Source organism: Shimazuella kribbensis DSM 45090 (genome assembly GCF_000428065.1).
GTDB classification, from domain to species: domain Bacteria; phylum Bacillota; class Bacilli; order Thermoactinomycetales; family Thermoactinomycetaceae; genus Shimazuella; species Shimazuella kribbensis.
This window is the reverse complement of the sequence record NZ_ATZF01000013.1, coordinates 1-26,822: the sequence shown is the minus strand read 5'-3', so window position 1 is coordinate 26,822 and position 26,822 is coordinate 1. Positions and strand designations below refer to the sequence as shown.

At 39.5% G+C, this 26,822-nt stretch carries 27 protein-coding genes, 2 tRNA genes, 1 rRNA gene and 1 pseudogene; 12 read left to right on the top strand and 19 right to left on the bottom strand.

Going from position 1 to position 26,822, the window contains the following annotated elements; translation table 11 throughout:
* The 5 genes from eno to gap form a co-directional block, all read right to left on the bottom strand.
* Entirely contained in the window at positions 1-1,284 is a 1,284-nt protein-coding gene (eno, locus tag A3GQ_RS0116200) for a phosphopyruvate hydratase (protein ID WP_028777951.1), read from the bottom strand.
* A complete protein-coding gene (gpmI, locus tag A3GQ_RS0116195; protein ID WP_028777950.1) occupies positions 1,281-2,828 on the bottom strand; it encodes a 2,3-bisphosphoglycerate-independent phosphoglycerate mutase in 1,548 nt (515 codons plus the stop codon). Before gpmI ends, eno begins: the two co-directional genes overlap by 4 nt.
* A 3-nt stretch (positions 2,829-2,831) precedes the next feature.
* Entirely contained in the window at positions 2,832-3,569 is a 738-nt protein-coding gene (gene tpiA, locus A3GQ_RS0116190) for a triose-phosphate isomerase (protein WP_028777949.1), read from the bottom strand.
* A 10-nt stretch (positions 3,570-3,579) separates the two neighbouring features.
* Positions 3,580-4,764 carry a phosphoglycerate kinase gene (locus tag A3GQ_RS0116185; RefSeq protein WP_028777948.1) on the bottom strand — a complete coding sequence of 395 codons (1,185 nt, stop codon included), beginning with the start codon at positions 4,762-4,764 and terminating at the stop codon, positions 3,580-3,582.
* A gap of 113 nt (positions 4,765-4,877) precedes the next feature.
* Entirely contained in the window at positions 4,878-5,888 is a 1,011-nt protein-coding gene (gene gap / locus A3GQ_RS0116180) for a type I glyceraldehyde-3-phosphate dehydrogenase (protein WP_028777947.1), read from the bottom strand.
* Positions 5,889-6,493: 605 nt separating this feature from the next.
* Here gap and A3GQ_RS0116175 point away from each other — a divergent pair.
* From A3GQ_RS0116175 to A3GQ_RS0116160, 4 genes are all read left to right on the top strand, one after another.
* Positions 6,494-6,568: transfer RNA gene (locus A3GQ_RS0116175), tRNA-Arg, on the top strand.
* 147 nt (positions 6,569-6,715) lie between these two features.
* On the top strand, positions 6,716-7,771 hold the full coding sequence (locus A3GQ_RS24650) for a tyrosine-type recombinase/integrase (protein ID WP_083964274.1): 1,056 nt from the start codon (positions 6,716-6,718) through the stop codon (positions 7,769-7,771).
* A 156-nt stretch (positions 7,772-7,927) separates the two neighbouring features.
* The gene (locus A3GQ_RS0116165; RefSeq protein ID WP_156877776.1) at positions 7,928-8,521 is read left to right on the top strand and encodes a hypothetical protein; all 594 of its coding nucleotides are present in this window, start codon (positions 7,928-7,930) and stop codon (positions 8,519-8,521) included.
* Positions 8,518-9,018, top strand: coding sequence for a hypothetical protein (locus A3GQ_RS0116160; protein ID WP_028777945.1), 501 nt, complete (start codon positions 8,518-8,520; stop codon positions 9,016-9,018). The genes A3GQ_RS0116165 and A3GQ_RS0116160 overlap by 4 nt, the downstream gene beginning before the upstream one ends.
* A gap of 131 nt (positions 9,019-9,149) precedes the next feature.
* On the opposite strand, the gene A3GQ_RS0116155 is transcribed toward A3GQ_RS0116160, so the two are convergent.
* Entirely contained in the window at positions 9,150-9,347 is a 198-nt protein-coding gene (locus tag A3GQ_RS0116155) for a hypothetical protein (RefSeq protein WP_028777944.1), read from the bottom strand.
* Positions 9,348-9,487: 140 nt separating this feature from the next.
* On the opposite strand from A3GQ_RS0116155, the gene A3GQ_RS25785 reads away from it, so the two are divergent.
* The 3 genes from A3GQ_RS25785 to A3GQ_RS0116140 all read left to right on the top strand — a co-directional run bounded on the left by A3GQ_RS25785 (position 9,488) and on the right by A3GQ_RS0116140 (position 11,459).
* A complete protein-coding gene (locus tag A3GQ_RS25785) occupies positions 9,488-9,829 on the top strand; it encodes an HNH endonuclease (protein ID WP_051271933.1) in 342 nt (113 codons plus the stop codon).
* A 396-nt stretch (positions 9,830-10,225) separates the two neighbouring features.
* The gene (locus A3GQ_RS0116145; RefSeq protein ID WP_028777943.1) at positions 10,226-10,822 is read left to right on the top strand and encodes a recombinase family protein; all 597 of its coding nucleotides are present in this window, start codon (positions 10,226-10,228) and stop codon (positions 10,820-10,822) included.
* A gap of 558 nt (positions 10,823-11,380) precedes the next feature.
* A tRNA-Ser gene (locus A3GQ_RS0116140) sits at positions 11,381-11,459 on the top strand.
* 318 nt (positions 11,460-11,777) lie between these two features.
* Here A3GQ_RS0116140 and A3GQ_RS0116135 read toward each other — a convergent pair.
* Positions 11,778-12,092 (bottom strand): ArsR/SmtB family transcription factor, encoded by a 315-nt coding sequence (locus A3GQ_RS0116135; RefSeq protein WP_028777942.1) that lies wholly within the window; start codon positions 12,090-12,092, stop codon positions 11,778-11,780.
* Positions 12,093-12,294: 202 nt separating this feature from the next.
* Here A3GQ_RS0116135 and A3GQ_RS0116130 point away from each other — a divergent pair, with 202 nt between their 5' ends.
* Both A3GQ_RS0116130 and A3GQ_RS0116125 read left to right on the top strand, forming a co-directional pair.
* The gene (locus tag A3GQ_RS0116130; protein WP_028777941.1) at positions 12,295-13,491 is read left to right on the top strand and encodes an MFS transporter; all 1,197 of its coding nucleotides are present in this window, start codon (positions 12,295-12,297) and stop codon (positions 13,489-13,491) included.
* A 414-nt stretch (positions 13,492-13,905) separates the two neighbouring features.
* Complete coding sequence (locus tag A3GQ_RS0116125; protein WP_028777940.1) at positions 13,906-14,460, top strand: DUF4309 domain-containing protein; 555 nt, start codon at positions 13,906-13,908, stop codon at positions 14,458-14,460.
* Between the two features lie 326 nt (positions 14,461-14,786).
* On the opposite strand, the gene A3GQ_RS0116120 is transcribed toward A3GQ_RS0116125, so the two are convergent.
* From A3GQ_RS0116120 to A3GQ_RS0116110, 3 genes are all read right to left on the bottom strand, one after another.
* Entirely contained in the window at positions 14,787-15,524 is a 738-nt protein-coding gene (locus A3GQ_RS0116120) for an MBL fold metallo-hydrolase (RefSeq protein ID WP_028777939.1), read from the bottom strand.
* 298 nt (positions 15,525-15,822) lie between these two features.
* Complete coding sequence (locus tag A3GQ_RS0116115; RefSeq protein WP_028777938.1) at positions 15,823-16,701, bottom strand: haloalkane dehalogenase; 879 nt, start codon at positions 16,699-16,701, stop codon at positions 15,823-15,825.
* A gap of 367 nt (positions 16,702-17,068) precedes the next feature.
* Positions 17,069-17,482, bottom strand: coding sequence for a hypothetical protein (locus A3GQ_RS0116110; protein WP_028777937.1), 414 nt, complete (start codon positions 17,480-17,482; stop codon positions 17,069-17,071).
* A 178-nt stretch (positions 17,483-17,660) separates the two neighbouring features.
* Between A3GQ_RS0116110 and clpP the strand changes: the two genes are divergently transcribed.
* A complete protein-coding gene (gene clpP, locus A3GQ_RS0116105) occupies positions 17,661-18,248 on the top strand; it encodes an ATP-dependent Clp endopeptidase proteolytic subunit ClpP (protein WP_028777936.1) in 588 nt (195 codons plus the stop codon).
* Positions 18,249-18,389: 141 nt separating this feature from the next.
* Positions 18,390-19,859, top strand: coding sequence for a degradosome RNA helicase CshA (gene cshA / locus A3GQ_RS0116100; RefSeq protein WP_245596804.1), 1,470 nt, complete (start codon positions 18,390-18,392; stop codon positions 19,857-19,859).
* Positions 19,860-20,073: 214 nt separating this feature from the next.
* On the opposite strand, the gene A3GQ_RS0116095 is transcribed toward cshA, so the two are convergent.
* The 7 genes and pseudogenes from A3GQ_RS0116095 to rapZ form a co-directional block, all read right to left on the bottom strand.
* On the bottom strand, positions 20,074-20,427 hold the full coding sequence (locus A3GQ_RS0116095; RefSeq protein ID WP_028777934.1) for a hypothetical protein: 354 nt from the start codon (positions 20,425-20,427) through the stop codon (positions 20,074-20,076).
* A 44-nt stretch (positions 20,428-20,471) separates the two neighbouring features.
* Positions 20,472-21,143 carry a hypothetical protein gene (locus A3GQ_RS0116090; protein WP_169818305.1) on the bottom strand — a complete coding sequence of 224 codons (672 nt, stop codon included), beginning with the start codon at positions 21,141-21,143 and terminating at the stop codon, positions 20,472-20,474.
* Positions 21,144-21,296: 153 nt separating this feature from the next.
* Positions 21,297-21,749: pseudogene (locus tag A3GQ_RS24640) on the bottom strand (RNA-guided endonuclease InsQ/TnpB family protein); the annotation flags it as partial.
* Between the two features lie 150 nt (positions 21,750-21,899).
* Positions 21,900-22,157, bottom strand: coding sequence for an HPr family phosphocarrier protein (locus tag A3GQ_RS0116080; protein ID WP_028777932.1), 258 nt, complete (start codon positions 22,155-22,157; stop codon positions 21,900-21,902).
* On the bottom strand, positions 22,150-23,106 hold the full coding sequence (gene whiA / locus A3GQ_RS0116075) for a DNA-binding protein WhiA (protein WP_028777931.1): 957 nt from the start codon (positions 23,104-23,106) through the stop codon (positions 22,150-22,152). Before whiA ends, A3GQ_RS0116080 begins: the two co-directional genes overlap by 8 nt.
* A gap of 65 nt (positions 23,107-23,171) precedes the next feature.
* Entirely contained in the window at positions 23,172-24,155 is a 984-nt protein-coding gene (locus tag A3GQ_RS0116070) for a gluconeogenesis factor YvcK family protein (RefSeq protein ID WP_028777930.1), read from the bottom strand.
* Positions 24,156-24,163: 8 nt separating this feature from the next.
* Complete coding sequence (gene rapZ / locus A3GQ_RS0116065; protein ID WP_028777929.1) at positions 24,164-25,042, bottom strand: RNase adapter RapZ; 879 nt, start codon at positions 25,040-25,042, stop codon at positions 24,164-24,166.
* 431 nt (positions 25,043-25,473) lie between these two features.
* On the opposite strand from rapZ, the gene A3GQ_RS0116060 reads away from it, so the two are divergent.
* Complete coding sequence (locus A3GQ_RS0116060; protein WP_028777928.1) at positions 25,474-25,932, top strand: MFS transporter; 459 nt, start codon at positions 25,474-25,476, stop codon at positions 25,930-25,932.
* Between the two features lie 404 nt (positions 25,933-26,336).
* Here A3GQ_RS0116060 and A3GQ_RS27245 read toward each other — a convergent pair whose 3' ends face one another.
* Complete coding sequence (locus A3GQ_RS27245) at positions 26,337-26,495, bottom strand: hypothetical protein (protein ID WP_169818303.1); 159 nt, start codon at positions 26,493-26,495, stop codon at positions 26,337-26,339.
* Between the two features lie 83 nt (positions 26,496-26,578).
* Positions 26,579-26,695, bottom strand: a 5S ribosomal RNA gene (gene rrf, locus A3GQ_RS0116050).
* Between the last annotated feature and the right edge of the window lie 127 nt (positions 26,696-26,822).

Genomic DNA, 26,822 nt, shown 5'->3' with positions numbered 1-26,822 from the left:
TTACTTCAGATTGTAAAAAGCATTATCACCCAAATACGTTGCAGTGAAGGCGAGTTCATCTTCTATACGCATGAGTTGGTTGTATTTGGCTACACGGTCTGTACGGGATGGTGCACCTGTTTTGATTTGACCTGCACCAGTCGCAACAGCAATATCTGCAATCGTGGTATCTTCGGTTTCACCCGAACGATGAGAGATTACAGCCGTATATCCTGCTTGTTTTGCCATTTCGATCGCATCAAAAGTTTCAGTCAATGTACCAATTTGGTTCACTTTGACCAAGATGGAGTTTCCAACACCTCTAGAAATACCATCAGCTAATCGAACTGTATTGGTAACGAATAGGTCATCCCCTACTAGTTGTACTTTATCTCCAAGACGTTCGGTGAGCAGTTTCCAGCCGTCCCAATCATCTTCTGCCAAACCATCTTCAATAGATACAATTGGATATTTTGCTACTAGATCCTCATAGAAGGTGATCATTTCTTCAGATGTCCGGGTTATTCCTTCAGCTGCAAAGTGATAGTTGCCATCTTGATAAATCTCTGTTGCTGCAACATCTAACGCCAATTTTATTTCTGTACCAGGTTTGTATCCAGCACGTTCAATCGCTGTAATAATGGTTTTTAAAGCTTCTTCGTTGGAAGACAAGTTTGGAGCAAATCCACCTTCATCTCCAACTGCTGTAGATAGCCCTTGTTCGTTTAATACTTTTTTGAGAGAATGGAAAATTTCTGCACCCATTCGTACTGCTTCACGGATGTTGCTCGCACCGACAGGCATAACCATAAACTCTTGGATATCCACATTGTTATCGGCATGTGCTCCACCATTTAAAATATTCATCATTGGTACTGGCAACACTTTAGAGTTAAAACCACCTAAGTAGTTGTAAAGAGGGACTCCGAGTGCATTTGCAGCTGCACGTGCCACTGCCATGGACACACCTAGGAGTGCATTTGCACCAAGACGCCCTTTGTTAGGAGTGCCATCCAATTGGATAAGGGTTTGATCGATCATCAATTGATCTAATACATCCATCCCTTCCAACTCTTCAGCAATGACGCCATTAATATGGCGAATAGCTTGAAGAACTCCTTTTCCTTCGTAACGATCCTTATCTCCATCACGAAGCTCTACTGCTTCATGGGCTCCGGTAGAAGCTCCTGATGGAACAATTGCACGTCCTACCGCACCAGATTCTAGTGTTACTTCTACTTCTACAGTTGGATTCCCTCTGGAATCCAGTACTTCACGACCGTAGACGGTTTCAATTGTAGTCATAATTTCGTAGTTCCTCCTAATCGTAAAGTTGATCCTGACATTTCTATAGGCTTAGCTACATCAAGTAAATCTAAAATAGTCGGGGAAAGATCAGCCAACACACCATTTTTTCGTAGTTCTATTTCTGATAGTGTCACAATGCAAGGGACTGGATTTGTTGTATGAGCTGTGAAAGGTTTTCCTTCTTCATCCATCACCATATCTGAGTTACCATGATCAGCAGTAATAATTGCTACCCCATTTTTAGCCAGCAGTGCATCTACCAGCCTACCAAGACATTCATCTACAGTTTCAATCGCACGAACCGTAGGCTCCAACTTACCAGAGTGGCCTACCATATCTGGATTAGCAAAGTTAAGAATAATAACATCAAAGTTTTCTTCATTGATCTCTGTCAAAAGAGCATCCGTAACTTCGTACGCACTCATCTCTGGTTTGAGGTCATATGTTGCTACTTTTGGTGAATTGATCAGAATACGTTTCTCGCCTGGAAAGGGATCTTCTCGTCCACCACTAAAGAAAAACGTAACATGCGGATATTTTTCGGTCTCTGCAATTCGCAGCTGACGTAAATTGTTTTGGGCTAAAACTTCCCCCACAGTGTTGTCCAAATTCGTTGGTTTGTATGCTACATAACCACCAACAGTCTCGCTAAATTTGGTAATACAGACATAAAATAAATCTTTTGGAGGACGGTCACCGCGATTAAATCCACGAAAGTCTTCATTTGTAAAAGCTTGCGAGATTTGAATCGCACGATCTGGACGGAAATTATAAAAGATCACAGCATCATCATCTTGTATTTTTCCGATAGGCTGATTTTCCTCATCTACGAGAACTGTGGGCATGACAAATTCATCGTACACACTCTTCTCATATGATTCGTGAACAGCTTGAATCGGATCTTGATAAGTGGGACCTAGTCCATAAACCATTGCATTATACGATTTTTCGGTACGTTCCCAACGCTTGTCCCGATCCATTGCATAGTAGCGACCCTGTAAAGTCGCGATTTTCCCTACACCTAATTCATTCATCTTTGCCTGTAATCTATGAATATAGGCGGCAGAACTGTCCGGAGATACATCTCGTCCATCTAAAAAAGCATGAACAAACACTTTTTGCAACTTTTCTTCCGCAGCGAGTTCCAATAATGCAAAAAGATGCTCAATATGACTGTGTACTCCGCCATCCGAAAGCAAACCATATAGGTGTAAACTGCTATTATGTTCTTTCACATGTTTTATGGCTTGGATGAATGTTTCATTATGATAAAACGAACGATCATCAATCGCTTTCGTCAATCTCGTTAGATCTTGATAGACAACCCGTCCAGCACCAATGTTAAGATGGCCAACTTCCGAATTTCCCATCTGGCCATCTGGTAAACCAACTGCACGACCGCTGGCTTCTAATGTTGTATGTGGATACTGATTCCAATAACGATCAAAATTGGGTTTATTCGCTGCTGCTACTGCATTGCCTTTCGTTTCACTCCGTAGACCAAACCCGTCCAATATACAGAGCATTACTGGTTTATGCATACATTACACCTCACCTAGCATTTGGTGAAATTGCATAGGATCCAAACTGGCACCACCGACAAGTGCTCCGTCGATATTCGGTTGTTTCATATACGTACCGATATTTTCAGGTTTTACACTACCACCGTATAGCAATCGAACTTTATCTTGGTAACGTTCTGGCAGCAAAGATCGAATATAAGAAATGACACGCTCTGCATCTTCATCTGTTGCCGCTAAACCTGAACCAATAGCCCACACAGGTTCATATGCAATGATGATCTTTCCTACTTCCACTGGACTAACATCCTCTAATGCGGTACGTATTTGCCGCTTCACTACTTCATTTGTCTTCCCTAGTTCTTTCTCTTCTAAGGTTTCCCCTACACAAAGAATAGGTGTTAAACCAGCTGTAAGAGAGGTACGCAATTTACGCCCAATCATTTCATCCGTTTCTGCGAAATAAGCACGTCTTTCCGAGTGACCAAGAATCACATGGGTAACATTTAATGATTTTAGCATCGCTACACTTACTTCTCCTGTGTATGCACCTTCCAATTCCCAATGCACGTTTTGTGCACCAATCTGAATGGATGTACCTTCACAAGCTTCTGTCAACCAAGGTAAAGATGGAAAAGGAGCACAGATAACGACTTCCCGGTTATCTGGAATCGTATTTTTATGAAACTGCCTTAGAAAATCTTTGGTTTCCAAGATAGTTTTATACATTTTCCAGTTACCAGCTAGTATAGGTGTACGCATGGTTTACCTCCTATCTTTTATCGGTTAATGCAACTACACCAGGCAGCTCTTTGCCTTCTAAAAATTCAAGTGATGCTCCACCACCTGTAGAAATGTGATCCACACGGTCAGCAAGTCCTGATTTTACGAGCGCTGCAGCAGAATCCCCTCCACCTACAATGGAGTACGACTTGGATTCAGCTAGAGCTTCAGCTACTTGGTAGGTGCCTTTCGCAAATTTGTCCATTTCAAACACACCCATAGGACCATTCCAAAGAACCAGCTGGGAAGACAGTACAACTTCTCGAAATTGTTTAGTCGTTTTTGGGCCGATATCGAGTGCCATTTGATCAGCGGGAATATTGGTGATACCTACAGCTGTGGCAGTAGCATCGGAAGCAAAACGATCGGCTACTACTGCATCAATTGGTAAATACAACTTCACACCATTATCTTCAGCTTGTTTGATCAAATTTTTGGCTAACTCCAGTTTGTCTTCTTCCAAAAGCGAAGTTCCAATCTCATGACCTTGTGCTTTTACAAATGTAAAAGCTAATCCCCCGCCAATCAACAAGTTATCCACTTTCTGTAGTAGGTTTTGGATCACTTCGATCTTATCTTTCACCTTTGCACCACCAATAATTGCTGTGAAAGGACGTTCTGGTTCACCAATTGCTTTCCCGAGCACTTCTAGCTCTTTTTTGAGTAGAAGACCCGCAACAGCAGGTAAGTAAGAAGCAATTCCCGCAGTAGATGCATGAGCACGGTGAGCTGCACCAAACGCATCATTGACAAAAACATCTGCTAGAGCTGCAAGATCCTTTGCCAACTGAGGATCATTTTTCTCCTCTCCAGCTTCAAAACGAACATTTTCTAAGAGCAGGACTTCGCCATCTTGCAATTTCTCCACAGCAGTTGTTACTTCAGAACCTACTACTTGATCTACTTTTTTTATCTCTTTTGATAACAATTCGCTAAGACGATCTGCTACAGGTGTGAGACGATACTCCTCAACTACTTTGCCTTTTGGTCGTCCCAAGTGACTAGCAAGAATAACCTTCGCACCTTGTTCCATCAAGTATTCAATGGTAGGAATAGCAGCACGAATTCTCGTATCATCTGCCACCTTTCCATTTTCTAATGGCACATTAAAATCTACCCGGCAAAATACGCGTTTACTATGTAGATCCACATCATAGACTGTTAGTTTATCCAAAGGGGCTTCCTCCTTTATTGACTGCACGTACAACAAAATGTTCGGTACATCATTCTTGATTGTAACCGATCATGTTGCACCTTTCTACAGAATACTCTGCTTCAATAAAAGGATTAAATGCCTTTTTCTAATATAAAATCAACAAGATCTACTACGCGGCAAGAATAACCCCACTCGTTATCATACCAAGCTAGCACTTTTACCATATTATCTTCCAAGATCATGGTAGATAGTCCATCTACAATAGAGGAGTGTGGATTTCCTTTATAATCGATTGAAACAAGCGGCTCATTGGAGTAATCCAAAATGTTTTTCAATTCACCTTCTGCTGCTTCCTTTAGAGCTCCGTTGATATCTTCTACTGTAACGTCTTGATCTAATTCAGCTACCAAGTCAACAATGGAAACAGTTGGTGTAGGAACGCGGATGGACATACCATTTAACTTGCCTTCTAATTCTGGCAGAACGAGTGAAATAGCTTTTGCAGCACCTGTAGTAGTAGGAATCATGGATAATCCAGCTGCACGAGCACGACGTAAGTCTTTATGAGGTAGATCAAGGATTTGTTGATCATTCGTATATGCATGTGCCGTTGTCATAAAACCACGACGCAATCCAAACTTATCATGCAATACTTTCGCTACTGGAGCCAAACAATTTGTTGTACAAGAAGCATTGGAAATAATATGATGGCTTGCAGCATCGTATTTATCTTCGTTCACACCTAAAACGATGGTGATATCTTCATCTGTCGCAGGAGCGGAAATAATTACTTTTTTTGCACCAGCTTTTATATGTTTTTCTGCATCTGACCGCTTGGTAAAACGACCTGTGGATTCAATTACAATATCGATGTTATCTTGTCCCCAAGATAATTTCTCAGGATCACGTTCTGCAGTTACTTTTACTTCTCTATCGTTTACTTTGAACCCATTATCTGATACTTTTACTGTTGCATCCAAAGTACCATGCACTGAATCATATTTAAGTAAATGAGCTAATGTTTTGCTATCAGTCAAATCGTTTACAGTTACAACTTCCAAGTTTGGATGATTGATCAAAGAACGAAAAACATTACGCCCAATTCTACCAAATCCATTAATTGCTACTTTGCCTTTACCCATATAAACTTCCTCCTTTTACGCATTCCCTACTAGTATGACCAAAAAAAACACATTTCAAATAAATAAAAACAGTCCTTTGTTTGGACTGTTAACGATGAAATAGATCCAGCACCATCTTAGACAGGAGTTAAAAAATGTTGACTGATCACGAAGCCTAGAGACAAATTTTCTCGAAACCGCTTTCTCGTAATTGCGATAACATTGTATGCTTTCTAGTGAGATCACCATCAACCAACTCCCAACACCATGAAAATGATGTATAGGATCAATCACTGTCAACAAAAATCAGTACTCTTTTAAATTACTATATTTTACTTCAATGTTCAATGCTAGTACAAATAATAAAAAACAACCCATTTCGTTCTCCGTTCTCAAGGAAGGCGAACTAAGGTAGAACAGGGTGATAAAAACATAATAAAACATGTTAACACCTTGAATAACACCATAGTATTAATCATCCGTTTCAATTATATTGGAATAACCTACACCTTTTACACAGGTAATACCAAAAAACTTGATTTTACTGGTAAACCACAAATTGTACACTTTTTTTATTCTTGTATGTAAGATAAAAAACATGGTATAATAGCGTTTGTTCTTATCATGCGCCTATAGCTCAGGGGATAGAGCACCGGTCTCCGGAACCGGGTGCCCAGGTTCGAATCCTGGTAGGCGCACCATAACGGTATAAAGTCCGTGCTTCTAGCGATGTCTTAACGAATATTAGCGTTATTTTTAAACGTCGGAAAGCGTTAAATTAACGTAATGGAACGTGTGAAACGTTCTCCTTATCGTCTGTATCAGGCGAAGGGGGAACGTTTTTTATTATGACCGAAACACCACGTAAATCACCAATTAGAGAGCGCAAAGGTAAAAACCGTGTTAGCGCTCGTAAAACGGTATCCCCTGCCGTTAATAATTCCTATGAAATTACACTAGAGGAAGCTCTAGAACTCTTTGTCAACGCCAAAAAAGCGGAAGGAATGCGCCTTCGTACCATTCATGATTACTACCAACATATCGAATGGTTCCGGCGGTTTCTTAGTGAATTTTATCCCGATGTAAATTTCATTCAGCAACTAACAGCAGACCTAATCCGTAACTATATTAATTATCTAAAAGATGAGCGTAATCCCTTCGCAGGTATAGACAAACGAGAACGCCCTAGAAAAGGACTTGCCGTTAGTACTATTAATATTCGCTTGCGTACCTTATGTACTATGTGCCGGTTTTGGGCGGAAGAAGGCTATTTAACTACTAATCCCATGGAAAAAGTGAAGTTACTAAAGTCAGATAGTGTGGATGATTTGACAGGCTTTACCGAGAAGGAATTAAAAAAATTATTCGGTGTATTAGATACGAGGCAATACAGTTGCTTCCGTGACAAAGTGATTATGTTACTACTCTTAGATACAGGCATTCGAATCAATGAGCTTGTTAACATCGAGATACAGCATTTAGATGTTAAGCAACTAACACTAACCATACCCGCAGAAATAGCAAAAAACCGAAGAAGCCGTACTATACCAGTTAGTAGAAAGATAATGAAACTACTATTAGAACTACACAAGGAAAACAAATCTTACTTTGAACCTACCGACTATTTGTTCTTAACCGCTTATGGAGATCAAGCGATCCCCGATACTTTTAGACGCCGTTTGTATGTATACGCAAAGGAAGCAAAGGTAAAACGCGCCACGCCGCATATGTTTCGGCACACATTTGCTCGTGATTACCTGCTAAACGGTGGGGATATCTTCACCCTGCAACTGATTCTAGATCATGCCGATATAACAACAACTAGACGTTATATCCAAATGAACAAAGATCATGTGCAAGCTCAGCACCGACAATATAGTCCCGCCTCCAAGTATCTAAAATAAGCGATTTTAAACAAAAAAAATACGCCGGAGAGAAGAAACTCGCCGGCATCTGTACAGGACGGATACAAGAATAACGCCGGTAATTACTGCGATGCAAACGGGATCCATTCATTTCCAGCAAACGAAGCAAAGCAACTAATAGAAGATGGTATAGCCGTGATGGTAAACTTCCCAACGCTTGAATCCATCACTAGAGCTGCCAACCACATATTTAAACAATATAAGGAAAAGAAAATAGCATTAACCGAAACGGAACGTTATAACTCAAACGAAAGCGAGCGCAAATATCAACTTGATTTATTAGAGTCGGAACTAACAAACGATATGAAGACGTTTAAGGCTAAATATGCCGAAGAGATCGACAACCTTATAGACGAAGCTGCGACGGCATCGCTTACGCATGTAATTGACGACGACCCAACCATAGCGAAGTTAATCGATCATACGGTTAATGAGCTTTCCTATAGCGATGATAAAAACCGCATATTAGAATTATTGGCCTATAAGATCCGTGTCATGAACGACACGCAGAAACTAACCGTTCTACGCCAATTCGGTCAAATATCTAAAGCCGTGAGCGATGACGATAATTTAGATGGTATGTTATCCGGTCTAAAAAGTCATTTAAAGTTAGCACTACCTAAACATGAGTTACAGTTAATGCAATTAAAGCAGCTACGCACCCACGGCAATCCAACCGCCGCATATGATACCTATCACATAGTTACGAAGGGAATAAAATCATTATGAGCAACGCTATAGAGCGTAATCACGTTGAGCATAACACCGTCGATAATGTCGAAGCTGCTCAGGACGATAGGAATAAATATCTTGATGCAATGATAGAAGTAGAGCGCTTACGGGGCGAGATCAACGCCCTAGCACCCTATAAACAGAAGTATCTTAAATCGATTAAAGCTGAGCTATTAAAACAATTTAACGTGGATGACGATATGTTAGCGGTGATAGATGAGAAGTTACACGGAGAAGACGAGATCCAACTAAAAACACAAGCGGAATTATTAACGATAGAGCTGCGAGTTAATAAAGTTGGTACCGATCCCACTATGAAGAATCCGGCAACAAGAAAACCAACTAATAACTCCGCTAATTCGCTATATGAACAAGGTAAAGACGCGATTAATAAAGCTCGTGGGTGGCGCAATGAAAAACAAATTTCAAAGATTCACGTGGAATGTGGTAAACGTATTAGGAACGTTAAGAAATTGTGGTGGCAGATTTGGTAAAGGGGATTAAGAGGAATACAATACTTACAGCCATTCAATTTGTGTAGTAAATATTTGTTCCCCCCTTGAATTGAAGTTTCCAGCCCAAGGGGAGAAAGAACGGTCAGCGCGGAAGTCAGAGGAACTCGCGGTTAGGCAAGCTCAATCCACGCTCGGACCAGGACGATCCCGTTGATGAATGCGACGAACGCGAAGCATCCAGCGGAGTAGAGCAGCGGCTTCTTACCGGTCTTCGCGTACACGGCGAGCTGCACCCCCATCACGATCAGTGCACCGAGAACCCAGATGAGCTTCTCGTTGGCGATGTCCATGATCTGGTCGTGAGACATGTTGACTCTTCTTCCTGTCCAGTGAAATAACTGACCTGTGTACTTTCATTCTAGTAAAGATCAAAGGAAAAAACAATGTTAAAAACATATACGAAATGCGAGACTCTTACGACTACCCCATAGAGGAGGTGCCCTTAACAATGTTAGATAATAAGAACGATATAAAATATATCAATGAAGGCGGGTATATCGCTAAGAAGCGAGCTATTTCGCCTATTCGCTATGTAATTAATAACGGGTGTTGGCTTTACCAGCCCACGAAAGAAGGACGACCGGCAACATTTACCGGTCTTAAAAGATACAATAAATATTGGTCGCCTCGTCGTTATGTCTATACGCTTCATAACGGAGCTATAGCGGATAAATTACGCATTATTACTACTTGCGGGAATCGCGATTGCTTACGCCCTGAACATCTTAGGGCAGTAAAACCTATTGATGCTAGTCCGGTAGTCGGTAAACATTACAAGAATAAACGTTAGTCCGTGGGTGATCCTACGGGCTTTTTTATTGCCGTTATGTAACGTATTAGCTACTATAGTCGGCGACTGACTGCGGTTATGAACTAAGTGGCGATGACGGCGAAAATTAGATTTTATAAAGGTATATCGAGTTGATATAATTACTCTGTTAGATAGAGTTATTATTTATAATTAGTACCTGCCACTACAATACCAGCCGTGCCTCTCTGACAGACAACGTCCCTAAAATATTAGGGGGTTACGATTCCTGCCATTACAACGATCTTTACAATACCCGTAACATCAAAAGAATATTTCTATCATTTGGGCTTACCCTGTTGACAGTTATTTTTGATAACAGTATTATGGTATTAATCAACTGTCATTTACATCTATCAAAAATAAGAGGTGTTTTTCATGATATACGGATACGCGAGGGTCAGCACGAAGGACCAGAAGTTAGCGCCACAGATCGAGCAACTAAATAACCACGGTTGCGAAACTATCATAAAAGAAAAGATTAGTGATAAAACCATCGCTGGTCGTAATGGTTTTAAGTCGTTGCTGGAACGTGTACAACAGGGCGATACGATCGTAGTTACAAAGCTCGACCGCTTTGCCCGCTCCACAAAAGACGCACTAGAAACGATTGAATATTTAAACGATAAAGGCGTTGGCCTCGTTATTCTTAACTTTGGCGGTATGAATGTCGATACAACCACGCCAACCGGTAAAATGATGATAACGATGTTCAGTGCGGTTGCTGAGTTTGAATTAGGGATAAATAAGGAGCGTCAGCGCGAAGGGATCGCAAAGGCGAAGGAGCGCGGAATATACAAAGGACGTCCGAAACGTTATACAGATAAGCACGAGGGATTAACCCACGCTATGGAGCTTTATAAAAACCGTGATGAGAACAAGTACACCGTAAAGCAGATTGCTAAAATTACGCATGTATCGGAAGCAACAATATACAGGGAGGCGCGGAAAATAAAAGGGGTACCGGCTAAATAACGATGCCCCTAGCGGCTTTATTACCGTACCCCCTACGCTAGTTAGTGCAATACTACCCACGCTATATAGGCGCTCTATACGCTACTACATACACGCTATAGCTACGGGTACTACCTAGATACTACACAGGTACTACAGGCGTACTACACTCCTATCTCGTACCTATCACATCACGTAATTACTTACGTTAATAATGAATGAGTTATAACGACGATGAACACAACGAGAAGAAGCGACGAGAACACAACGAACAAAGAACATTTAATATATTTTATTTTTCGTTTTCATTTTATTTAACGACGTTGATCGTGTAGATCGATAAAAATAATTGTCTTGCTTGTTGTAAATTATTTTCAAACCCCCCGGGAGGGTCCAGTATATACACCTGCGCCAGATGCCCGAAATTTGCCGGCAATTTTTTTAAACCTCGGGTGTTGTATAAACGTTTTGTCATATGATAATATGAATTTTAACAATACTGAATTTATAAACTTGTGCATGGCGGTAAGGTATACGTCATTTTAACGTTCGGAAAACGTAATAAATTAACGCAATTGAGCGTTTTTACATAGCGGAAATCTTTTATTAACGGTCTCCGGAACCGGGTGCCCAGGTTCGAATCCTGGTAGGCGCACCATAACGGTATAAAGTCGTGTTTCTAGCGATGTCTTAACGAATATTAGCGTTATTTTTAAACGTCGGAAAGCGTTAAATTAACATAATGGAATGTGTGAAGCGTTCTCCTTATCGTCTGTATCAAGTGATAAGGAGAACGCTTTTTACTATGTCTGAAATCGAGTGGTTGGCGGTATAGAGCAAGGAGTCGCCGTCCAATGAAAAAAGAACGCAGGGAATTCCCGCGTTCTTTTAGGCCCAGATTAGAGATACACTGAACCATCTATATTTAAAAACATATTTGCTTATGAAAATAAATTGCCTGCTTAAAATGAACGCCTCACTCAATCATTTCTTTGTTTAAATTCAAAACAGCTGTGAGTAGCCCTGGAAAAAGTTCTTCCAGATCATTTACACGTAAAGAGTAAATGTGTTGGGTCCCATCGATCCTTACCTGTGCCACACCTGCCTCTCTTAGGACTTTTAGATGATGGGTTAATGTCGACTTGGGCATCAAGTCGTAATAGATCGCACAGTTTTGCTCTGTATTATCTTTAAGGCTCATCACAATCTGTAAGCGCCGCGGATCACTCAAAGCATGTAGGACAGACGACAATCTTATATCGTTTATGGAAGGTTGATATGGTTTTCTCATAAGGGGAGAATAACATATTCACTAGAATAATTCAAATTACTGATGTATCGAAAAACTAGTACTTTAAAAAATATGTTGACTCACTCTGTAGATATGCTAATATACCTATATATTAAATAATTAGTATATTGGATTTTACGGAAAAGGAATTTCCAATGTCATAGCTTTATGAAACAAAAATGAACTAGAAAGGACTCTAACAATGGAAAAACACGGATTCCCTCTTGCGCTTTATATCCTTACATTCAGTGTTTTTGCTATTGGTACAACCGAATTTGTGATCATGGGACTTTTACCTGAGATCAGTCGAGATCTTCATATCCCTATCGCCACAGCAGGCACCTTGATTTCCGTCTATGCTTTAACTATTGCCTTTGGTGGTCCAATCATGAGTATTCTTACCTCGTCTATTTCTAAAAAAACACTGCTTCTTTTACTGATGGTGATATTTATCTTAGGAAACGTTGTCTCAGCGTTAGCCGAAACATACACGGTTTTGATAATATCACGCATTATCACTGCTCTCTGTCATGGCGTATTTTTTGGTGTCAGTTCAGTCATGGCAGTAAATATGGTTAGTTCCGATAAACAAGGCAGCGCGATTGCTCTTGTATTTGCGGGGATTACGATAGCGAATGTTGTTGGTGTTCCTCTTGGGACTTTCATTGGACAACTCTTTGGTTGGCAATCCGCTTTTTGGAGTGTTGCGATCTTAGGTGGACTCGCACTTTTGTTAATCTTCGTGCAAGTACCCACCGTGAAAAGTCAAATGGCAGGCAATTCAGTTAGTAACATTCGAGTTTTATACCGTCCAAGAGTTTTATCTACTCTGCTCATGTCTTTATTATTCGCAACAGGAATAGTCATGATCTTTACTTATCTATCGACAATTCTCCAAAGCATTTCTAAATTCAGCCCCGGTTGGACTAGCTTCCTATTAGCACTGGTAGGGATTGGCTCTGCGATTGGGATCATTTGGGGAGGAAAAGCTGCCGACAAGAATTTAATTCGTAGTTCGATATTGTTCTTATTGGCATTAGCTGCTGTGATGGTTTTATTTTCCTTTGTTAGTCAATATCAAATTGCAACTATCATTACGGTTTTCTTCTTTGGTTTAATGTCATTTACTGTTGCACCAGCCCTTCAAAGTAGAATTGTACAAGTTGCTCCTGAGGCCCCTGAATTGGCCTCTACTGTGAATGTTTCGGCTATCAATCTAGGAAACGCTTTGGGACCTTTTATTGGAGGATTCGCCATTAAAAGTTCTTACGGACTCCATGCGGTTTCTTGGGTAGGGGCAATTGTTATCCTCCTGACAGTAGTTGTGGTGCTATTCAACGGAATGTTGGATAAAAGATTGCAAACTACAGAAAAAATGATCATACAAAAAAGAGAATGATTTTGTACAATAGCCTTTCTGGTGATTTCTATAAAATAAGAAATATAAATCAAATAAGCAAATAGCTTTAAAATACGAAATGATTGGAGTTCCTTATTGGGTAATCTCGAGTCATTTTTTCATTTGTTGGCAAAATTACGGCTTCTCTATTATGCCTATATAAACCATTTATTACAAAATACGAAAAAAGCAAAACCAATAAAAATCACAAGGAAAAAATTTATCGCAGATGTTTCACACAGATCTTCTTGCTATAGCGTGAAGGCTTTATTCCTTGTAGGAAATTTCAACTCACTATCCCATTTCACCATTTGGTAAAACTTAGTTTACAAACTGGAGACAAATTGCATATTTTTTGGAAAAAATCACTCCCTAAAATAAGTGTTAGAAAAAACAAATAAGGGAGAGAGTCAAATGATAACACAGAAAAAAAGCATAAAAGGTATGTTGGTAGTGGCTCTTGCGGTAGGAACACTTTTAACTGGATGGGTGTCTACTGGAGAAGCACAAGCAAATAGTAACCCTAAATCTTCTGTTCAACAGTCCACAAAACAAAACCATGCACAATTGTTGCAACAAACAAAAAAACTAGCTGCACAAGGGAAAGTAAAGACCAGTGGTGAATTCAAAATTGGTTCCTCACAAAAAGAAATCGAAAAAAAATGGGGAAAAGCCGATAAAGATAGCAAGGACGGGGAAATGAAGTACAGCAAACGCCATACTCGTTTTGAAATAGATGACTTCGACGGACACAAACAGTCTGCATTTTTACTGCAAACTTTTGACAAGAGCTATTCCTCTGTGACCTACGAAGAATTAAAAAAGGAACTGGGTACAGGTGGTGAATACAAAGAGAAAAATAGTGGTTATGTATCCTACAATGCTGATGGGAACACCCTTACTTTCTACTTTACAGTGAATAAAGGGAAGTTCGAGAAAATAACTCATGTAGAAGTGACTGTACCTTAAATATTTCCTATCCATAATCGTTAAATATTACATGAAAGAGAACATGCATTTTTGATGTTCTCTTTTTTTACTATCAAGCGGTATGGGAATATCTTGCAACATATCTAGATATCCAAAAGGAATCTGAAGTACATGCTGGCACTGCATTTGAGTTAAAAATGGAAGTCTGCTTCTTTTTGATCTATTTGCAAACGGTCAACATAATGTTTCTTATTCATCGTTATCCCCTGAATTTTATTTAGTTACTATCCTTTTTAAAAGGTCACCTTCATAATATTATTTTTCACTTCATTAGGGGGCATTTCTTCTATCATTGTTTTATTTATTTAAAGAGTAATACTCTCTTTTACTTGTAAAATTTTCACCTTCACTTTTTCACCTGCGCTTTCTTTTAAACGCCCTAGTACATCTTCTGTTTGCCGATACAATGGTGGGTGGTGTACTACCCCATAGTGAATAGGAACCAAATTTCCAGCTTGAAGAATCACAGCTGCAGACACAGCTTGTTCAGGAGTCATTACAATCTGTTGATTATTAGCTGATAATGCTGGATTGTTGATAACTGCTCCGTTTACTGGTAAAAATACTGTATCAAAAATCCCGAATCTTTCCTTTATTTTTCTCCAATATCCATGCCATAACGTGTCTCCTGTGTGGAATATTCTTTTGCCATCACCCTCTATCACATAAGCTATTTGATGATCCCCGATCCCATCTACTGCAAAAGTGGAAGTAATCGTGAGTTCTCCAATGGAAAAAGAATCTCCAAACACTACTCCTTTTACATTGGTTAAATCTCGCTTGTTCGCTTCTTCTTGTAGTTCTTGTGCTACATACACAGGGACATCTTCCCCATAAAACCTTTTTATTCCCTCTACATCAAAATGGTCCTCATGCAAATGAGTGATAAGAACTGCATCAACAGAGCCAAACTGATCCCATGCAACCAACTCTTCATGTGGTGTCCCAAATTTAATTGGGAAGTGATAAAGAGGATCTATTGCTATTTTTGTCTCTCCTGAATCAATGTGTATTCCAGCCCAAGACATTTTTTGTATCAACATATTCAGCAACTTCTTTCTATAATTTATTCATATAACCTATTAAATATATTTTTATCAGTTATAATATATCATAAGGAACATATCTTGTAAAATACATTTTTAGAGGTTATATTTTGCTGTAATGTCCTCATACCCCATTTCATCTTATCTATTCTTTGATGTAAAAAAATAGTAGACTATTCTTTTCGAATTTTATCTAAACTAAATAATCAATTTTATTTTCACGGTAACATTTTAGGAATTTTATTGATGACACAACAAAAAACCTATGAAATAAATCACAGGCTAATGAAAAAACTTATTTCAGTTTTTCCAACCAAGAAGCAAGGGCTGTACCAATCTCATCAGGGGCATCCTCCATTGGATAATGACGCCCTGGCACTGTGATTTCTGTCTGCTCAGGCCAACTGCGACAAAAATCAAGATGAGACTGTGGAGCAGTTCCAGGGTAAGTATTGACGAATAATTTAGGAATTGGACTTTGAGCTAACCAATTTCCATAAGCAGTAACAATTTCCGTCACATCTGCTGGGTCGTTATCAAAAGGAAGTTGTCGAGCCCAAGATAACATTGGACGACGTCCTTCTCCTGCTTCTTTAAAAGGACGATGATATTGTACTACTTCTTCCTCTGTCAGCTCCCGCAAAATACCAACTGGTAGGTTGACTTCGAGAAAAGAATTTTGTTCCAATACCATTTTTTCCCCTTCTGGAGATCGCAATGTCTGAAAGATCTTACGTCCTTGCTCAGGAATCTCACTCCAACTACGAGGTTTGATAATTGCCTCCATATAAACAATCCCTTTTACTGCTCCAGGATGACGGCGAGCCCAGTCAAATCCTAATGCTGATCCCCAATCGTGAACGACGAAGGTGATATTTTTATAAATTCCAAGTTGATTTAGAAGTTCATCAAGGTATTTTCGATGCTCGACAAAAGTATAAGAATCTGGACCACTAACCGATAATTTATCCGAATCTCCCATCCCAATTAAATCAGGAGCAATGCAGCGTCCATATTCCTGTGCATAAGGAATAATGTTACGCCAGAGATAAGAGGATGATGGATTACCGTGCAAGAAGACGATTGGGTCTCCACTGCCTACCTCTGCATATGCCATCTCTAAATCTAGAACTTGCTGACGCTTTTTTTGGTAAGGAAATGTTCCGCTAATCATATAAATTCTCACCTTTCTACTGCATCACGGACAGTTCTAATAAAAATACCGAATCTTACAATTGTAAACATGTTCCGTGATATCTTGATTTGTGTATTTGTTTTTTAGTTGACATATCAACCATAAACAGAGTATACCTCTCTTTTAGTTGATATGTCAACTAAAAGGTTTGAAATAATTTTAATTCGTATTCTATAGGAATTGTATTCATCTTTAAGGATTATCACAAAAGAAAAAAACCTGTGAAATAAATCATAGGTTTTATCTATATAAAATTTGTTAAATTGAATTCGGGATCCGGGGACAGTAAGGGACAGCTGGATGCTATCAACCTTCTGTCTCCGGATGCGCCCCCTTGAAAGGTGAGTTAGGGAAACTTGATCCCCAGGTTCTCCTGTGCCTGACGGAAGCTTTCAGATGTCCGCAGGGCGGACATCTGAATCTTCAACCACTCATCACTGGTAGTTTGGTAAGCAAACGGGAGATGCTTCCTCCATGTGGTGTACACAATGCCGTAGTGCCAAATAGCTTTGAACTCAGGTCGAAGGTGCTCAGGAACCGATTCCAGCATACGGGCAAGTTTGTGTACTTGTGCCAGCCTCTCCAACTCGAGCTTGGTGATCAGTGGAATGAGGAAGAGGGGGAGGCAGAGAACGGCCTTCTCAAATGCCTCCCGAATGAAGTTGATCTCTGCCTCGAGTTCGCCACACGCAAACGCACACTCAGCTACAGACTTGTTGATGTCAGGACCGTCGATCACGGCTACCAACTTACCTTCCATTAGGGGCTCTACTTTCACTTAGTAGTAATTATACAGCTTAAAACAAAAGAATATCAAATGATATGAACCTTATGATGACTCGTTTCAAAACTGAGAAAATTCATTTGACCTTTTTTGACCAATGAGTTATGATAGTCCTGTGAACAAAATATTCCCCTTACATATGGAGGAGACGAACATGATGAATAACCTAATACCAATGGTAGTAGAGCAGACAAACCGTGGTGAGCGCTCCTATGATATATACTCTCGACTACTCAAAGATCGTATCATCCTACTTGGTAGTGCGATTGATGATAATGTAGCAAACGTCATTGTAGCTCAATTGCTATTCCTCGCAGCAGAAGACCCAGAAAAAGATATTCACCTATATATCAACTCACCTGGCGGCTCAATTACTGCTGGAATGGCCATTTATGATACCATGCAATTTATCAAACCAGATGTGGAGACAAATTGCATTGGCATTGCAGCATCCATGGGCTCCTTCTTGCTCGCAGCAGGTGCAAAAGGAAAACGTTTTGCATTGCCTAACAGTGAAGTGATGATTCACCAACCATTAGGTGGTGCACAAGGGCAAGCATCCGATATTGAAATCCGCGCAAAACGAATCATCAAAATGCGTGATAAATTAAATTCCTTGTATGCTGACTTTACTGGACAACCAATCGAACGTATCGCAAAAGATACCGATCGTGACAATTTCATGAGTGCACAAGAAGCACTTGAGTATGGTTTAATTGACAAAGTTATCGAAAAGAAATAAGATGAAAAGATAAGTTGAATCGAAATCCACCCGTCAGGGTGGATTTTTTGCGGGAGCGGATTTTTTTCAGCCGGCAACATAGGATGAGATTTAATGCAAATAATAAACGAAACCACTACAATCAAAGGAGTTAGAAACACATTGAAACCTTTTTCCGAATTAGGATTAAGTCCACAACTTCTTCAGGCAATCCATCAAATGGGATATGAAGAAGCAACAGACATCCAAGCCGAAACCATACCGATTACACTTTCCGGAAAGGACCTTATTGGTCAAGCTCAAACAGGAACAGGGAAAACCGCAGCATTTGGTATCCCATTAGTTGAACGTATTGATACACAAAACGAAAGTATTCAAGCTTTGGTCATCGCACCAACACGCGAACTCGCAATTCAGGTAGCAGAAGAATTAAATCGGATTGGTCAATTTAAACGCGTACGTGCTTTACCTGTTTATGGTGGTCAAGATATCGATCGTCAGATCCGAGCACTCAAAAAGCGCCCACAAGTAATTGTTGGTACACCAGGAAGACTACAAGACCATCTTCGCCGTAAAACAATCCGTCTTCAAAACACGCAGATCGTCGTTTTAGACGAAGCTGATGAAATGCTGAACATGGGCTTCATTGAAGATATCGAAGCGATCTTGGATCAAGCACCAACTGAGAGACAAACGCTACTCTTTTCCGCAACAATGCCGGATCAAATTCGCAAATTGGCGAATAAATTTATGATTGAACCATTACAAGTAAAAGTCAAAGCAAAAGAAGTAACGATGCCAAACATCGAGCAAACTTTTATCGAACTAGCTCCACAACAAAAGTTTGATACCCTTTGCAACTTACTTGATATCCAGTCACCCGAACTCGCCATTATCTTTGGTCGAACCAAGAAACGCGTAGACGAACTGACAGAGGCTCTAAACAAACGTGGATATGCTGCTGAAGGGTTGCATGGTGATCTCAACCAAGCGCGCCGTGACACGGTTGTACGCCGTTTTAAAGAAGGTACGATCGATATCATGGTAGCAACCGATGTTGCCGCTCGTGGACTCGATATTTCAGGTGTAACTCACGTCTATAACTTTGATATCCCACAAGAACCAGAAAGCTATGTTCACCGGATCGGCCGAACAGGTCGTGCTGGTAAAACAGGGGTAGCTATCACATTTGTCAGTTACCGGGAAATGGATCACCTTCGTTATATTGAGCGGATGACCAAGAAGAAAATCAAACGCGAAGCAATCCCTACGATCCATGAGGCATTAGAAGGCCAACAACTCACAGCAATGGATAACTTACGCAATATGGTGGAAGAAAAAAATTATGGACCCTACCGTGAACTTGCTAAAAAATTATTGGACGAACATGATTCTGTTGCACTTGTTGCGGCTGCACTAAAAATGCTCACCAAAGAACCAAATAAGACCAAAGTGAACCTTTCTGATTTGAATGTTCCTGGAAGATTACGTACACCGAAAAAGTCAGAAAGAAGATCCGAAAAGCAAACTTTCCCGAAAACAAAGCGTAATTATGGAAAAGGCGGCTCCTCGACATCTGGAAAACAAAAAAATCGTTTCTTTGACAAGAAAAAGAGAATAAAAAATAAATAATATTCTTGTTTCTCTTTTAGATAATCATATAATAATAAGTATAGCGATTGATCATCATGTGAGGCTTCCTCTCCTTCCGGGTGACCTCGGGTCTTACATGTCGCCAGATCAATCCTATAAGTCGGTCACACGCTGTCAGGGGTTTGGCGTTCGTCTCCTAACGACAGTGTGTGACCGGCACCTGATCTTAAATAAAACAGCCGAACCTAGTGAATTAGGTTCGGCTTTCTTCTGTTGGATGAATATGAAGAATAAAAGGATTGAGCGGTGCAGCTTGTGTAACGACTTTTCTCACTTTCGCCTCAATGACTGCATAATTGCTCGGGTCTATTCCTGGTTTTACATATACATCCATGATGATATTCTTTCCTGTGTACTCGATCTTTGCTCGATTTACTCCTTTTACAGTTTTTGCGGCTTGTACCATCTTACTCTCTGGGTAACCGACATAACTATAGGAATGTGTATCATTATCTAGACCTTCTCTTCGTTCCAGTGGTTCTGCACGCTGACAGCCTGTTAGCAATATCCCTAAACATAAAAACAACCAACCCAATTGACGAAGCATACTTTCCACCTCCTACAGAGTAGTTTGTCTAGGTGAAATGATCTTCATGCTTCAAATAGGTCGGATGTATAATCTTCCTGTTTTAGTTTGTATTCCGTTAATACCAATATGGCTAAAAATATTAGTTCCGTGAACGAGCCAAGCGCGTAGTATTCTGTAAAAAATGACACTGCCCCCAGTAAAGTAACAAACATACAACCAAAAAATAAGATGGGCCATTCCATTCTTCGCCATATAACAAAAGAGGTCACAATCATTGGCACGAAAGCAAGTACAAATGTAATAGAAAATGGAGATTCACTCGTAATATACCTATCTATTCCATTTATCGAAATAGCTTCCATTTGTACCCATAAAAAATCATGAAAAACGCTGATTATGGTCAAGATCAAAGTATAGAGGTGAAATAACAATTGTACTGTTACACTTTCTACCCATCTCGCCCCAGTTCGACGAAGAAAGTCTAGAGATACAAATACCAAGGTTGGTACGAGAAAAACGTGTAAAAGATAGCGAATCATACTAAGCATTTCCAATGTCTCTCCAAAACCAATCCAACGACCCAAAAATAAAACTAAATTGTCATATACAAGGGTGATAACTAAAAAGAAGACCCAAGCTGTCCCCCAAAACGGAGATTCTTGGAAATAACGAAAACAAAAAAAGAATAAAACCATACAACCCAAAACAAAAAGAGGGTAAAGTAGAATATCCATGTTGTCCGTTGCCAAAACTCTAAAAAACTTTTTAGAATCATGTTTGCCTCCTGATTCGACGTATCCTGTTTTGCCAAAGCTACTCCATTTTGGTATAACACTCCACAGGCGTAAATTTCGGATGCAACGCGTCCTACATATTCGCAAAGTCGTTTAGGTGACTGGTACGAATTCATACTGAGCTAAATTTCTTGCTGCATTCCAATTTCTGTCCATGGATCTCCCACAATTTTCACAGTGGAAAACTCGCTCCGATAAATACAATTTCTCTTTCTTATACCCACAGCATGAACAGGTTTTCGATGATGGAAACCACTTATCAGTTTGCACCAATTCGATTCTGTATTTGGCACATTTATAAGTAATAAAACGAATAAACTCGGCTAACTTTTGATCTTTTATCGCTTTGGACAAGTGTTTATTCTCCATCATACCTTTGATGTTTAAAGTTTCCATCACGATTCTCGATGGCTTGGTTTTCACAATCGAGGTTGTCTCTTGATGAATATGATTCGTTCGTATATTGGTTAAACGTCTATGTAGGAGACGGATTCTTTTTTCGAGTATTACAATGTTGCAGGTTTTGACAAAACGGTTTCCCTCCTCCCATCGGTTTACGTTTCAACTTCACTAACATTAAGCCCCCAAATAGTTGATACATTAGAAACCCACACCTTTATAGGTGTGGGAGCATTCATCACCCTCCATCATAGCAAAGTTGATAAGTGATACTGAGCTACAATTGTGACACTATCATTAATGTTTTTCATGAACGATTTCGACTAATCGCTCTACAGCTTCCTGTTCATCTCGTCCTGTAGCTTCAATTGTAATCTCTGTCCCTTTTCCTACAGCTAAACTCATAACCCCCATAATGCTCTTGGCATTCACTTTGGCTGTATCTTTGATTACATAAATCTCCGACGAAAAACGACTCGCTTCTCGAACAAAGTATGCTGCTGGACGGGCATGTAGGCCAACATCTAAAGTCACTATTACGTTTTGTTTATACACGATCATTCTCCCCCAATTTATCTCGTAGTTGTTTGGCCAGCTCATCAATTTTTCGCATACGGTGATTCACTGCAGATTTACTAATTTTTCCGCTGGGGATTAACTCTCCAAGTTCGGTAAAGTTTACTTCTGGATATTGTAATCTGAGTTCTGCTACTTCTCGTAACTTTTCTGGTATATTATCTAATCCTAATTGCTCTGCAATGAGTTCAATGTTTTCTTTTTGCCGCATTGCAGCTTGCACTGTTTTATTGAGATTTGCAGTTTCACAATTAACCAATCGATTGACGGAATTGCGCATATCTTTCATGATGCGAACGTTTTCAAAGTGAAGAAGGGAAGGATGAGCCCCGATAATATTTAGAAATTCACCTATTTTATCTCCTTCTTTCATGTAAACAATGTACCCTTTTTTTCGTTCGATCATCTTAGGATGAAGATGAAATTCCTCCATCAATTGCTGTAGTGATTCTGCATGGTCATGATAAGTAGTCATGATCTCCAGATGATAGGATCCACTATCGGGATTATTGACAGATCCCCCTGCTAGAAATGCACCTCGTAAGTAAGACCGTTTACAACATGGCTTGGCTATTAAAGATGGAGATATTCCAGAAATTCTCTCCCATCCTTTTGACTCAAAAATACTTAGATCAGCTAATATTTTAGCTGAGTTTTGATGAAGTCGAATAGAGTAAACATTATTTTTCTTCAATCTAATTTTTTTACGCACGAGTACTTCTGGTTGTACACCATACATACCTCTTAGAAGAGAAAACATATGCCTTGCCGTAGAAGGACTTTCTGTAACTAGCTCCACCATCCATTGCTTATGTCTAATTTCAAGGATACCATTCATGCGAACAAGTGCTGATAATTCAGCTCTTTTGCAGCACGGTTTGGTCTCCATTTTCGTTAGTTCTTTTTTTATTTCGGAAGTAAACGACATGATTGGTCCCTTCTAGCGCTTATACTTACTACCTATTTTACTGGATTTTCTCGTATATCTGCAACTTAAACACCTTGAAACTCACGTAATCTTCCACGAACCAACCTCAAGATATGTTTGCTTATCCGATATGCATCATGTCGAAGTAAAGAACGATAAAGTAACAAGTTATCCATAATGGGATGACAACCAAGACGCATAATTTCTTCCAAATCAGGTAGCACCATATTTTGTTGACTACTTGCATACCGCTCTTTTAAAAAGGATGGAGGAACTTCATTGTTCAGTAAAGTAAAATCAAATAGCTCTGGGCCAACATGATCATAAATAACTTTTATATGATCACTTGCAGAAAAACCATCTGTTTCACCATGCTGTGTCATAATGTTACAAATATAGATTTTACAAGCATTTGCATTACGAATCTCATCTGCCATTCCTTTTACAAGAAGGTTTGGTAATATGCTAGTATATAAGCTTCCTGGACCTACTATAATACCGTCTGCCTGTCGTATCGCTTCAATAGCTTCTTCCTGAGGCTTTGGACTTGGCGGGTGAAGGAATACCCTTCGAATTTTTTTCCCAGACTTAGGTATTTTGGATTCTCCTTTAACAATCGAACCATCCATCATCTCAGCTAGTAGTACAACATCTTGTTCACTTGCTGGGAACACTCTCCCATGTATCGCCAATACACGGCTCAATTCTTTGATTGCGGTTGTAAAATCGCCTGTGATCTCTTGCATGGCAGCGATCATCAGATTACCAAAAGTATGTCCCGCCAATCCATCTCCATTTTGAAAACGATGTTGGAATACTTTTTCTAAAAGCGGCTCTGTATCAGCCATCGCAATAAGTACATTACGAATGTCACCAGGCGGAGGCATCTGTAAATCGTTTCTCAATCTTCCTGAACTACCGCCATCATCTGCTACCGTTACGATAGCTGTGATGTCCACTGGAAATTTTTTTAGACCCCTAAGTAATACAGATAACCCTGTACCTCCTCCAATACAGACGATACGCGGATATTGTTTTTTCCGTTTCATACCTGTGCTTAACCGCCTTTCTCCATATCCCGGTGTTTCACTTGGCATCTTTCTTGATCTTTCAATGTATGATATAGATGCTCGGCAATTGCCACAGAACGGTGTTTACCACCCGTACATCCTATCGCCACTACAAGTTGAGATTTACCTTCTTTTTTATACTGGGGTATAAGAAAAGTCAGTAAATCCTTTAACTTTTCCAGAAATAATTTGGTTTCATCCCATTTCATCACATAGTCAGAAACAATTTTTTCTCTACCCGTTTGAGGACGCAACTCATCTATATAATGAGGATTAGGTAAAAATCGAACATCAAAAACCAAATCAGCATCAATCGGAATACCATGTTTAAACCCAAAGGACATAAAGGTTACAAACGCATCATTCTTGGAATCTGTTTGCTTTTGTAGTGCTTGTATTTTTTGCTTCAGTTCAAGCGGACGGAGTCTGCTTGTGTCAATTACATCATTGGCTCTCTCTCGAAGCTCCTGCAATAATAACCTTTCTTGACGTATACCATCTAAAGGAGTCCCGTCTTTAGCCAGTGGGTGCCTTCTTCGCGTCTCTTTGTATCGACGAACTAATGTATTATCATCAGCTTCCAAAAAAAGAATGCGATGACGTATTCCAAATTGTTCTTCGAGCTGTTTCAATGAATCCAACAAAGTTGAAAAAAACGCTCTGCCCCGCAGATCGATAATAAGTGCTACTTTTTGTAGTTTTCCGTTTGATTGCCCCAAGAGCTCAGCAAATTTCGTTATTAGGATCGGTGGAAGATTATCTACACAAAAGTAACCAAGATCTTCAAAACACTGAGCTGCTACTGTTTTACCTGCCCCAGACATGCCTGTTACTACAATAAGTTCTACTTCATTATGTTCCTGCATGGCCCACACTCCGCTCATTTATATCTGTTTTACTATAGCACCTTTTCCATCAAGAAAAAAGCGAGAGAAGTGATGTAGCTTAACATTGGCATAATATAATGTATTTAATATAAATATAATACTTTATAAGTAATATTTACTAGTGAAATTTTATAGGATTTTATGGGAGAAAGGAGCTCAATGACTCAGAACAAATGATTCATGTTACCTAACTATTTAACACTAGTAATATACACAAATTGTTATCCAAAATTAATGTGGTATCGGGAAAGGAAGAGTCTCTCCATTTATTGATGATATCCGAATTTTTATATATACCCCATCATGGAATGAAAATATTCTTCTCAATAAGACACAACCAAAGCCTACCATATGGTAGGCTTTGGTTAATTTAATTATCGACTATTCATTGAAACGAGTAGTGGTTGAGTATGGGATATAGTGAAGTATATGCCGGCAATATACTAACGATATTTGCCGTTATACAAATTCCAGTTGGGTTAGTACTTCCAAAACTCCTTCAACGATTTCCATCGCGTTTACTTTGGATGTCTTTAGCTGCTTCTATAGAATTGCTTGGTTTTTGTATGATTTTCTTCTCAGTCCAACCATGGCTTGCAGCTGTTTTTATTGGTCTCGGAGCAGGTACATTATTCTCACTAAGCCTCCTTCTCCCTATTGACTTAACAAAAAACTCAGAAGAAGCTGCTGCATGGTCTGCCATGATTCAATCCGTTGGATACGTATTTGGAGCAACTGGTCCATTTATGATTGGCTTACTCCACGATACAACGAATAGTTTTACCATACCTATTATTGGTATGATTATTATTAACTGTCTCATGATAATCATGCAATGTTTCGCTGCTCCCAAAAAACCTTTGACCTAAACACGATAGATTGAAAAATCATAAAAAACAGTATTTAACGAAATTAGCTATTGATTCACCAGCAGTAAGCACGTTTTGGGCGTTTGTTGAACATCCACTATCTTTGTAAATGGAATAATCGGGAAAGATGTTGAGAAAAGTACTGATCTCATTCCAGTTGTTAAGCTTATTTTCGCTGATGAAACTTGGATTGCATTTAAAAGAAATTAATTTTGACTGAACCTAAATACAGCTTGCAAAAACCTGAAAGAGTAAATAGTCACCATCGAATACACAAACTGTGTTCAGAACATCGTAAGTATAGATTCTATAGTATAGATCCACAATACAACAGTGCCATAACCATAAAGAAGAAGCCTGTTTTTTCACAGAACAAATATCCAATATGTCCATCATCAGATCGACTATCTCCATCTATATCTTGCCTCATCCTGTGTACTTAAATCAGCCAAACCTTTTCGATAAATACTTTTCGATAAATATATTTTTCCAATTTCCAAACTAGCTAGATAAATTCCATATTCTTCATATCTCTCATAATATAGTTCCTCCATTTCAGACATTGCTTTATCTCTATTAATAAATTCTATTTCAGACAAAACTTCGTAAACAAAAAAGCCTACCAAATGGTAGGCTTTCGTTTGCTGCCTGGCAATTACTTACTCTCCCAGGACCCTGCGGTCCAAGTACCATCAGCGTGAGAGGGCTTAACGGTCGTGTTCGGGATGGGAACGAGTGGAACCCCTCTGCTATGATTACCAGACGTATTTACTTTTTGTAAGGAATGCTTTCGCACTTCCAAAATCGGATAGGAAATGATGTTGTTGCGTAGGAGAAGCCCTCGACCGATTCGTATCTGTCAGCTAAACACATTGCTGTGCTTACACCTC

Coding starts and splice junctions, on each gene's coding strand:
- eno (WP_028777951.1), bottom strand. CDS start 1,284: ATGACTACAATTGAAACCGTCTACGGTCGTGAAGTACTGGATTCCAGA.
- gpmI (WP_028777950.1), bottom strand. CDS start 2,828: ATGCATAAACCAGTAATGCTCTGTATATTGGACGGGTTTGGTCTACGG.
- tpiA (WP_028777949.1), bottom strand. CDS start 3,569: ATGCGTACACCTATACTAGCTGGTAACTGGAAAATGTATAAAACTATC.
- gap (WP_028777947.1), bottom strand. CDS start 5,888: ATGGGTAAAGGCAAAGTAGCAATTAATGGATTTGGTAGAATTGGGCGT.
- A3GQ_RS24650 (WP_083964274.1), top strand. CDS start 6,716: ATGACCGAAACACCACGTAAATCACCAATTAGAGAGCGCAAAGGTAAA.
- A3GQ_RS0116160 (WP_028777945.1), top strand. CDS start 8,518: ATGAGCAACGCTATAGAGCGTAATCACGTTGAGCATAACACCGTCGAT.
- A3GQ_RS0116155 (WP_028777944.1), bottom strand. CDS start 9,347: ATGTCTCACGACCAGATCATGGACATCGCCAACGAGAAGCTCATCTGG.
- A3GQ_RS25785 (WP_051271933.1), top strand. CDS start 9,488: ATGTTAGATAATAAGAACGATATAAAATATATCAATGAAGGCGGGTAT.
- A3GQ_RS0116145 (WP_028777943.1), top strand. CDS start 10,226: ATGATATACGGATACGCGAGGGTCAGCACGAAGGACCAGAAGTTAGCG.
- A3GQ_RS0116135 (WP_028777942.1), bottom strand. CDS start 12,092: ATGAGAAAACCATATCAACCTTCCATAAACGATATAAGATTGTCGTCT.
- A3GQ_RS0116130 (WP_028777941.1), top strand. CDS start 12,295: ATGGAAAAACACGGATTCCCTCTTGCGCTTTATATCCTTACATTCAGT.
- A3GQ_RS0116125 (WP_028777940.1), top strand. CDS start 13,906: ATGATAACACAGAAAAAAAGCATAAAAGGTATGTTGGTAGTGGCTCTT.
- A3GQ_RS0116120 (WP_028777939.1), bottom strand. CDS start 15,524: ATGTTGATACAAAAAATGTCTTGGGCTGGAATACACATTGATTCAGGA.
- A3GQ_RS0116115 (WP_028777938.1), bottom strand. CDS start 16,701: ATGATTAGCGGAACATTTCCTTACCAAAAAAAGCGTCAGCAAGTTCTA.
- A3GQ_RS0116110 (WP_028777937.1), bottom strand. CDS start 17,482: ATGGAAGGTAAGTTGGTAGCCGTGATCGACGGTCCTGACATCAACAAG.
- clpP (WP_028777936.1), top strand. CDS start 17,661: ATGATGAATAACCTAATACCAATGGTAGTAGAGCAGACAAACCGTGGT.
- A3GQ_RS0116095 (WP_028777934.1), bottom strand. CDS start 20,427: ATGCTTCGTCAATTGGGTTGGTTGTTTTTATGTTTAGGGATATTGCTA.
- A3GQ_RS0116090 (WP_169818305.1), bottom strand. CDS start 21,143: ATGGATATTCTACTTTACCCTCTTTTTGTTTTGGGTTGTATGGTTTTA.
- whiA (WP_028777931.1), bottom strand. CDS start 23,106: ATGTCGTTTACTTCCGAAATAAAAAAAGAACTAACGAAAATGGAGACC.
- A3GQ_RS0116070 (WP_028777930.1), bottom strand. CDS start 24,155: ATGAAACGGAAAAAACAATATCCGCGTATCGTCTGTATTGGAGGAGGT.
- rapZ (WP_028777929.1), bottom strand. CDS start 25,042: ATGCAGGAACATAATGAAGTAGAACTTATTGTAGTAACAGGCATGTCT.
- A3GQ_RS0116060 (WP_028777928.1), top strand. CDS start 25,474: ATGGGATATAGTGAAGTATATGCCGGCAATATACTAACGATATTTGCC.
- A3GQ_RS27245 (WP_169818303.1), bottom strand. CDS start 26,495: ATGTCTGAAATGGAGGAACTATATTATGAGAGATATGAAGAATATGGA.